The 8,172-nt window shown below is 35.2% G+C and carries 8 protein-coding genes and 1 pseudogene; 5 read left to right on the top strand and 4 right to left on the bottom strand.

Annotated features, from left to right (window positions below):
- Positions 1 to 201: 201 nt before the first annotated feature.
- Complete coding sequence (locus ACPUEY_RS13715; protein ID WP_018680087.1) at positions 202 to 504, top strand: hypothetical protein; 303 nt, start codon at positions 202 to 204, stop codon at positions 502 to 504.
- Between the two features lie 84 nt (positions 505 to 588).
- Here ACPUEY_RS13715 and ACPUEY_RS13720 read toward each other — a convergent pair whose 3' ends face one another.
- The gene (locus tag ACPUEY_RS13720) at positions 589 to 1,578 is read right to left on the bottom strand and encodes an Abi family protein (RefSeq protein ID WP_018680088.1); all 990 of its coding nucleotides are present in this window, start codon (positions 1,576 to 1,578) and stop codon (positions 589 to 591) included.
- A gap of 208 nt (positions 1,579 to 1,786) precedes the next feature.
- Here ACPUEY_RS13720 and ACPUEY_RS13725 point away from each other — a divergent pair, with 208 nt between their 5' ends.
- The 4 genes from ACPUEY_RS13725 to ACPUEY_RS13740 all read left to right on the top strand — a co-directional run bounded on the left by ACPUEY_RS13725 (position 1,787) and on the right by ACPUEY_RS13740 (position 5,395).
- A complete protein-coding gene (locus ACPUEY_RS13725; protein ID WP_018680089.1) occupies positions 1,787 to 2,032 on the top strand; it encodes a hypothetical protein in 246 nt (81 codons plus the stop codon).
- 86 nt (positions 2,033 to 2,118) lie between these two features.
- Complete coding sequence (locus ACPUEY_RS13730; protein ID WP_018680090.1) at positions 2,119 to 2,616, top strand: YfbU family protein; 498 nt, start codon at positions 2,119 to 2,121, stop codon at positions 2,614 to 2,616.
- 427 nt (positions 2,617 to 3,043) lie between these two features.
- Positions 3,044 to 4,531: a SulP family inorganic anion transporter gene (locus ACPUEY_RS13735; RefSeq protein ID WP_005146104.1), complete on the top strand. Its 1,488-nt coding sequence runs from the start codon at positions 3,044 to 3,046 to the stop codon at positions 4,529 to 4,531.
- Between the two features lie 12 nt (positions 4,532 to 4,543).
- Positions 4,544 to 5,395, top strand: a complete 852-nt coding sequence (locus ACPUEY_RS13740; RefSeq protein ID WP_002115246.1) for a universal stress protein — start codon at positions 4,544 to 4,546, stop codon at positions 5,393 to 5,395.
- Positions 5,396 to 5,622: 227 nt separating this feature from the next.
- On the opposite strand, the gene ACPUEY_RS13745 is transcribed toward ACPUEY_RS13740, so the two are convergent.
- The 3 genes and pseudogenes from ACPUEY_RS13745 to ACPUEY_RS13755 all read right to left on the bottom strand — a co-directional run.
- Positions 5,623 to 5,910, bottom strand: a complete 288-nt coding sequence (locus ACPUEY_RS13745) for a hypothetical protein (protein ID WP_004728627.1) — start codon at positions 5,908 to 5,910, stop codon at positions 5,623 to 5,625.
- Positions 5,907 to 6,857 (bottom strand): replication initiation protein, encoded by a 951-nt coding sequence (locus tag ACPUEY_RS13750; protein WP_004728629.1) that lies wholly within the window; start codon positions 6,855 to 6,857, stop codon positions 5,907 to 5,909. The genes ACPUEY_RS13745 and ACPUEY_RS13750 overlap by 4 nt, the downstream gene beginning before the upstream one ends.
- Before the next feature lie 682 nt (positions 6,858 to 7,539).
- Positions 7,540 to 8,172: pseudogene (locus tag ACPUEY_RS13755) on the bottom strand (mobilization protein (MobL-like)); the annotation flags it as partial.

The following is an 8,172-nucleotide window of genomic DNA, read 5'->3' on the forward strand; positions in this document are numbered from 1 at the left end:
CTCTTTATTTCGATTTATCGAAATTACCAACATGTATATGTTGGTCAGGGGATTACAAAGGGGATTTACCCCTTGTCGCACCATTGGATGAAATCCAATGGCTAAGTGCGCCCTTCGGGAAAACCACGATAGCATGGGCTGTCTTGAATTTCAATTCAAACAGACCTATGCTTGAGGGGGATTCCTTGAGATGGTGATGGTATGAGTGTTGAAACTTTAGAGCAAAAAATTGCAAAGCAAGAAGAACGATTAAGACAACTAAAAGCACAAAAACAAGCTATTGCTGCTCGTGAAAAAAAGAAAGTTTCTGATCAGCAACGTAAAGATGATACGAGACGTAAAATTCTACTGGGAGCTTGGGCTTTAAATAAATTAAAAAATGATGAATCGTTTAAACAGCAATTAGCCGATTTTGAGCAATTTTTAAATACGGAAAATAAGACCGAAGAAAATAAGCAGAAAGATAAAGATCTTTTTAATGGATTTATTTGGGATAAGACCTAAATTTCGCATAAGAGATTTTATGTTAAATAATCTCAAAAAATGTAAAGCATATTAATAAAAAAACTGATATTTATCGGGGTTTGGTTATTTCCAAATTGGATGCTTATGCCAGTCCAAGGGGAGTGTTGTAAACTTTGTGATATCTCCTAACGGAAAGTTTTTTTCTAAAAGACAATATATTGAATCTTTCCAATCTTTAGCGTGACCTGTAGGCTCTAGTAATCTAGCAATGACAATAATTAGGGCATACAGCCCACCATTTGTATGGTCAGATATTTGTAGTTCTGTAGCAGCATCAGCAGTAAGTACATCCTTAACTTTTCTATTCCAAAGCCTGCCATGATGAGCACAAACATTACGATATTTATTAATTAAGAATAAATGACTGTTTAAGTTTTCCTTATCTATATGAATGTATGGAGATGGTGAACTTGATGATGTCGTACCAATATTGAAACTATCACTTATTAAATGCTTATGTGATGATTTAAGGTGTTTGTAAATTTTTCTTAAAGTGCCGAAACTCACAATTTCAGTTAGCACCCAAAATGGTAGTTTTGGGTGGTCATCATAAGTATCATTATAAGTATTCTTAAAGTGACTAATAAAGTCTTCGCCTTTAGCACGGGATATTTCAGTGTTGATACCTTTCATCAACCCCTGATAGTCGATACCTTTCAAATTTCTACGTGATCGCATGTAGAACAGTGATTGATCATACATAGCGAATGCATCATTGTTGATACCCGGTATATGGTAGGCGACCTGAGTTCTTAGAAATGTTTCTATATCAGTAATTGCTTCAAAAATTAGTTTACGTAATTGATAGTCGAACTCATAAATTTGTATAACTTCTTCAAAAGTATGACCTGATTCGAATTTACCTAACTTTTTAGTACTATCATTTGGATCTCGTTGTCTGAATAAATGCCAATAAGCACTAAGTCGATAATAGTTGTAACTGATTAAACATTTTTTAGCGTAATTTTCATTATGAATGATCAGTCCATTGACTTTAAGTTTTTCAATTTGTTGATCTAATGTTAGATAGCTTTTGTTGTATGGGATCAACAAGGAACTTTTCTCCAGACGAAAAAAAACCGCTTAGTAGGCAATATATCGATAACTCGATATATATATGTCAAGAATGTTGACAGAGGCGAAGCGGTATCTAATTAATATACTAGATAGCATATACTAAATAGTAAAGCATTTTTTCATATATATTTAATATTTAAAAGATTATTTTTAAAAGTAAGTATCTAATAAGGGGTAAAGTGCCATGAAACATCCAGAAATTAAACCATATGATTGGATAAGGGTAGGTAATCGTAACTGCGTTGTTATGAATATTTATCCTAGTAACTCTCCTTTTGGAGTATGTAAAGTTGTATTCAATCCACAAAAACCTACTACTCATGACGTTGATTGGAATGGTCAACAATGGTTTTTCCCTGAACGTCCTGATTTTGGAGGATATGGTAGAGATGGATGTCCATTTGTTCGAAAGCTAAAACAAGGAATATAAATTAAGTGAAATTAATAGGGATAATACCTTGAAAAATAAAATAATAAATAGATATATAGAGTTCCAATACTTTATAAGATGAACAAATGAAAATTGAATTAACAGATAAAGAGCGTTTATTTCTAGCTAATCAGCATGAAATTTTAGGTCATTTAAATACGGATAATTCGGATTATCACTTTAAGTTAGCTGAACAGCTACGAGATGGTCATGAGTGGCTATACTCTCAAAGTTTTGATTACTTCTCTGAAAACTTACCATCGGAAGATGCTGACCTTGTTTTAGATATCCTACAGGTCTATGAACTAATTGGTGATACTTACAGTCGATTATCTGATAAAAGTGGTATTTCAGATACTCAAGTAAAGTTCCCTGGTTTTGATGGGAATAATGAGCCTGAGTTTATGAGTTTTGTTGATGCTCTGGAAAAAGATAATCGCTATGTTGATGTGATCCAAGCAGGCAACAGAAACTCTCATTCAGCTAAAGTTCATGTATATGAACGAATGATTGCTAAATGGCAAGAGCTTGGTAAGCCTTATACTTTAACTAAGGAACAGCTAATCGATATTTTAGAGGCATAATTAAGAGTTCTTAAAATTAATAGAATACACGTTATGTGAAGTTGAAAATTGAGACTATAGCCTTAATTTTTATGTGTTTTTTAAAATTTAAGACCTAGGCTAATGCCTAGGTTTTTTTTTTATTTCGTATAACCGCCATTATGTTAAATGGGCATAAATCAATTCTAAAATTATCTATGATAATTCTTAGCTTTTACTTCAGTACTGCGTTTAGGGTGGATAGAAAAGGGGCTAGCTGCTATGATTGCCCCCGAAATCCTCCAAAATAGATATCTTTCTTAATATGACACTTACGCCACCATAAGTTTATTTACCTCTTAAATCAGTAAATAACTCATCACTGTCTAGTGATGTGGTGTAGTAGCTTGTGTGTCGTATATATCACATCACTAGCCTTTCTTAAAATTTAAAAAAATAGGCTATTTTCATGTTATCCACTATTCGAGAACAATGGTTCTCCAATATTCGCGGGGATGTTCTTGCGGGTATTGTTGTTGCTTTGGCTCTAATTCCTGAAGCAATTGCCTTTTCAATTATTGCAGGTGTCGACCCTAAGGTAGGGTTATATGCTTCATTCTGTATTGCCGTGGTGATTTCTTTCGTAGGCGGTCGTCCAGGGATGATTTCTGCTGCAACTGGTGCTATGGCTTTATTAATGGTCACACTGGTTAAAGAGCATGGTCTGCAATACTTATTAGCAGCCACAATTTTGACAGGATTTATTCAAATCCTAGCAGGCTATCTAAAATTAGGTGCATTGATGCGCTTTGTGTCAAAGTCGGTTGTGATTGGCTTTGTGAATGCCTTGGCTATTCTAATTTTTATGGCCCAATTGCCTGAACTCACCAATGTGACATGGCATGTCTATGCGATGACAATTGGTGGTTTAGCCATTATTTATCTATTCCCCTATATCCCAGTAATAGGCAAGCTTTTACCCTCTCCCCTCATCTGTATTGTACTCCTCACGCTCTTTGCCTTGTTCATTGGTTTAGATGTAAGAACCGTAGGTGATATGGGGCAATTACCAGATACTCTTCCAATTTTCTTGCTTCCTGATATTCCTTTAAATCTTGAAACTTTAGCTATTATTTTGCCTTATTCACTGGGATTAGCAGCCGTCGGTTTGCTTGAATCTATGATGACAGCAACGATTGTCGACGATTTAACAGATACCACCAGTGATAAAAACCGTGAGTGTAAAGGACAAGGCGTTGCCAATGTCGCTTCAGGCTTCTTAGGCGGAATGGCAGGCTGTGCCATGATCGGTCAATCAATTATTAATGTGAAATCTGGTGGTCGTACCCGTTTATCTACCTTTAGTGCGGGGGTCTTCCTGTTAATTATGGTGGTGTTTATCAGTGACTGGCTCAAAGTCATTCCAATGGCTGCACTGGTTGCCGTAATGATCATGGTTTCAATCGGAACATTTAACTGGGATTCACTGCGCAATATTCGCCAATATCCCTTCTCTAGCAATATCGTAATGATAGCGACAGTGGTTGTGGTTGTTGCCACACATAACCTGGCTTATGGCGTATTAGTCGGTGTTCTTCTTTCTGCATTATTTTTTGCTAACAAAATTGAACGCTACATGGCAATTCAGTCCGAATTTAATGAACCTGAAAGTACCCGTACTTATACGGTGACGGGTCAAGTGTTCTTCAGCTCGGCAGATAAATTTACGTCTGCATTTGATTTCAAAGAAGCACTTTCAAAAGTTGTGATTGATGTTAGTCAGGCTCACTTTTGGGATGTGTCTGCGGTCGCTGCCGTAGATAAAGTGGTCATTAAGTTTAGACGTGAAGGAACAGAAGTCGAACTGATTGGAATGAATGAAGCCAGTAAAACGTTAGTCGATAAGTTTGGTATCCATGATAAGCCAGATGCTTTAGATCGCTTAAATAGCCACTAAGAGGGATGAATTATGTCAAAAATTATTGCATGTATTGATGGATCATTAGCAACAAATACCGTTTGTGATTATGCAGCTTGGTTTAGCGATAAATTGAATTCACCTCTTCAGTTATTGCATGTCATTGATAAGCCAAAAGCGAAAGCACCACAAGATTTAAGTGGTGCAATTGGTCTAGGAAGTCGAGAAACCTTGCTAAACGAGTTGGTTGAACTGGAAGAACGTAAGGGGAAAATTGAGCTAGAGCATGGCCAAATTCTTCTTCGGGAAGCAAAAAACTATCTATTGGAGAAGTTCTCTATTGATGCTCAAAGCTTTCAACGCCATGGCAGTCTTTTAGAAACAATCATGGGAATGGAAGAGGATATTCGAGTTCTTGTTATGGGTAAGCATGGAACTGAAACCGAGCACAATTCCAGTAAAGTTGGAACCCATATTGAAAATGTTGTTCGTGCTCTTCATAAACCCGTGTTAATCACATCCTCACCGTTTAGTCCACCTCAGTCATTTTTAATTGCTTTTGATGGAAGTCCTACTGCACGTATTTGTGTAGACAAAATTGCAAATAGCCCTTTATTAAAAACCCTGACAGCTCATGTGGTATATGTTGGTAAGCCAAATAGTGATATGACATCACAAGTCACTTGGGCAAAAGAGCTACTTGCAAATAATGGTTTTGATGTCATTGATAGTGTGCTTGAAGGTGATGTTGAGAAATCTATATTGGATTATCAAGAAAAAAACGTTATTGATATGATTGTGATTGGTGCATATGGTCATTCAAAGATACGCCAGTTTTTTATTGGTAGTACGACGACCAAATTGTTATCAAGTTCTACAAAACCAGTATTATTACTAAGATAATTTTTACAAGATAAAGGGATAGTTAAAAACTATCCCTTTTTTAGAATTTCTAAAATTAACATAATACACCTTATACGAAATACTGTTTTTTATTCGATATAAATCATAAACTTATACTAAGACGTTCCAGGGTTCAGCGCACTGGAACGGCTTTTTTGTGACTATTCACGTTCCACGCCTATTCTTTGATCAATGTTTCACGGTTTTAATTAAATAAACTGAATAATTCAATCTGCACGATTTAAGCGATTATCTTGAATAAGATCATCCAATTTATCTTCTAAATCTTCAATCTTATATTTGAGCGATAAAATAGAATTTTTTAAACGCTCATTTTCAGGAGCATCAGGATTTTTTAATTGATTAAAAATTTCTAATAATTCGTTGCGATTAGTGCTTAACCTTTCAATGTCACTTTCAATAGCCATTCTTGGTGTCCACAGAGCAAGTAAACTTTGCTCATAGTCTTTGAGTTCTTGATGGCTCATTGCATCTAATTCAGCTCTAGTTTTCATGGTTTAAAATCCGTCTTGCTATGAAGAGCTTTAAAAATCCGCTTTGCTGTTTCCTCTCTTACACTTTTCGGATCTCGTAAGATGCCACTAATCCAAAGGGCAAAACTAGGATAGTCCTGGAAGTTACTTAGGTCTGATAGCTCAGAAAGTTTAGATAAAATAGCACTGTACTTGTTAATTTGAGCATCAGACAGGTTGCAGAATATATCTATTGTTTTTGGATCTCGCTCAGGAGCTATTAATTTTGGCTTAGATTTTTCTTTCACAGTGAACTTAAAGCCGACAACAGAACGTCCTTTTTTAACTGGACTATAGTCAACTGTTACATCGGTAAATTCATTAATTTCATCTAATGAGCTCTTCAAAACTCTTCGTTTTAAGTTCCTCAAATCTCTATAAGATTCTGGTAAACCAAACTCTGTAAACATTTCATCTAGCGTTAATTCAAAGCCATTTTTTGCCTGATTTTTTTTCGCTAAATGGTAAAAGTCTATTGAGTAGTCTTTTTTTAATTTTAGAACTACATCTTTTTTATAACGAGTGTATGGATTGTATTTATCTAAAATTTTCAACATCACCAAAACAATAGATGTAAACCTTAAAGATATCCCTGCATCTTCATAAGTAGCATCAATTACCCAGTTAGAGTAGACCTTTTTCCCCCTATCATTAACGTATGAAAAGGACCGATCTACTAGTTTTTTTGACGCATTTTCAATTTGTTTATAAGCAGAATTGACTTTGATACCACAGTCATCAGCAAATTGTTGAGCAGATATTAAGATTTGATCTTGTTCACTTGCATCGATATTTCTAGCAATCGGAGAAGCCATAATTAAAATTCTTTTTTCATCTACAGACATGCTTTTAAAGCATTCAGTAACTTTGTTTTGAATAGCCATTGTTGTTACTGGATAAGATTTATCATAACTATTTTCTTTATTCATTCAGATATCAAACCTTATAAAAAATGAACATGATTTTTGTACCCTTATGAGAAAACAATGTACACCAATAAACATAAGGGTACAATAATTTATTTGTACCCTTTATCATGCTATTTGTACCCTTTAATCATGCTATTTGTACCCTTTTAAACGATAAAATCATGCTATTTGTACCCTTTATCATGCTATTTGTACCCTTTTAACGCTTGAAACTATTGCTGCATAAGGTTTTCAGAGGGTCTAAAAGCTTTTAAAAGCTTTTTAAAAGAATAAAAGGGAATTTATTTCCAAAGTGAGTTATTAAAACTGCCCTTGGTACTCGCTAAAGCTCGTACTCTATTGAAGCTCGTTTCACTCGCTTCGTGGGGGCAGTTTTTTGCATATATGATCAAGGATTCAAAAAGCAAAACATGAATAATGCATTCGCTATGCTCATGCTTTTTGACGAGCAAAAGCATCAATACTTCGCTCGTAGACACTCGCTAATCACTGTCCCCAGTAATTCAATAAAAAACGGTTTTTCAGAGGGGGAATAAGCAACCTTTCGTTGTGTCGCTCGTAGACACTCGCTAAAAGGCTCTCATTTGCGTTCTAAGCGATTTTATTTTTATCAACTATAGTTTTACTGTATTTCTATCAAAAGTCGCTAAAACCCCCGTTTTTTTGCGCTTAAATGGGATTGCTAAGGCGTGTAGTCATGGTTATTGTCATTTTCTGGCTTTTTAGGCTCATTTCTCTGCTGTTTTTCTTGTTCTTGGCGTCTTAAAAATGCCAAATGTTCTTGTTGCTCTCGTTCTTGTGCATAGCGTTGTTCTTGTTGCTCTCGTTCTTTACGTAACTGCTGTTCTCTAGATTCACGATCTTTTCGGTCGTTTTCGAGCTGTATTGCTATTTTTTGGGAAAACTCTTGCTGCGCTTCGGTCTCAATTTTTTTTGTAAAAGCCGCATGCAATTCTTGGATTTTTAGATCTTCCATTTCTTCTGCATATAGTCGCTTTTGTTTTTCACCATTTTGAGGACTAAAGTATTTATTTCCATAGTTATCTTCTTCAAATATATAACTATTTATGATCTCCAGTCTTTGATCGCGTACATACTCTTGATACTCAGTTTCTCTGCGTGATATTTCAGAAATTTGATGATCTATATTTGAAATTTGATCATTAAGTTTTCGTTGTTTAACAGTGATGTTCGGTTCGTCAAGTTTTGCAAAAGACTTTTTAGGCTGGAGCAGCTGATTTTCTTCTGTCCATTTATTTAAATGATCAGAATATCTCTCTTTTTTTTCTATTTCACTAAGACCAGAAATATGCTT

Origin of the sequence: Acinetobacter sp. G11 (genome assembly GCF_049808495.1) — a bacterium.
Lineage (GTDB): Bacteria > Pseudomonadota > Gammaproteobacteria > Pseudomonadales > Moraxellaceae > Acinetobacter > Acinetobacter kookii.